We start from the raw sequence: 993 nt of genomic DNA, 5'->3' as shown, positions 1-993 counted from the left end.
TCGACGGTGAATTGCTTGAATTAATTCAACAAGTGCATACTCGGCTTCACTGTTTGTGGTAGAGCACTGACGCATTAAAGATACAGGAAACTTCGCTAAACTATCCATCGCATCTTGGTCACGGACAATTGCTGCGCAAAAAAAGGCTTTTTGCCAATCGGCTCCGGATAAAAACCCACCTTCCCACAACATCCCTTTGCCGTTGTAGGTAGCGTCTAATATGTCGTCAATCACGATACGTTGCTCTTTTTCAGGCTCTCGACCTAGCTTAAAAATAGCCTCACCGGCTTTTGCAGCAAGCTTTAGTGCGGTTATTGATTTTTGCTTGTTTTCATCTGTTAAATCATACGACCACCACTGGCAGATTTTGATTGCATTGCCAAAAACGCTTATTAAATTATCTCTTTTAATGTGCAATTTTTGACTTACTCTGTTATATCTTCTTTCAAAACGTTCGATATTATCTTCAAGCTCTACAGACTCGTAATCACGCTTTATGTTTATCATGGTTATTCCTTTAAATTATGTCGGTTTTTGGGGCGTTTTGGGTGAAATTAAAGGTAATCGCCATCAATATAAAACTGTGGAATAAAATCTGATTGCACGTTTAATTCGTTACCATAATCTTTTGCCATGCATGCTAAACCGAGCAAATTAATTGGCATATAATAGTGAGGTTGCTCATACCCTTCTAAATCACGATAACGCTCACAATATTCCCAGCTATCAGTTAATGCATTTGCTAATGCCGTACTCGGGGTAACCTCTCCTTTCATCATAAAGGCAAATACAAAATTTGTTTTACCACCAGTGCAATAGTTAACCCACGGGTCTGTGGTATCTAATTTAACCTCTTCTAGCGCTTTGCCTAGTAAAGCTAAACCTTCATCATTTGATACTCGACGTTGTATACCTTGGATTAATTCAACAAGTACATACTCGGCTTCACTGTTTGTGGTAGAGCTCTGACGCATTACAGACACAGGAAACTTC

Annotated in this window: 2 protein-coding genes; both read right to left on the bottom strand. The window is 39.3% G+C overall.

Annotated elements, in window-relative coordinates:
• On the bottom strand, positions 1 to 507 hold a 507-nt coding region (locus I6F65_RS21410), incomplete at its 3' end, for an immunity 49 family protein (protein WP_197114850.1).
• 47 nt (positions 508 to 554) lie between these two features.
• A partial coding sequence (locus I6F65_RS21405) for an Imm49 family immunity protein (protein WP_197114848.1) occupies positions 555 to 993 on the bottom strand: 439 nt, incomplete at its 5' end.

This window comes from Pseudoalteromonas sp. SWXJZ94C (genome assembly GCF_015864385.1).
In the GTDB taxonomy this organism is placed as follows: domain Bacteria; phylum Pseudomonadota; class Gammaproteobacteria; order Enterobacterales; family Alteromonadaceae; genus Pseudoalteromonas.
This window is presented reverse-complemented; position numbering and strand designations above follow the sequence as displayed.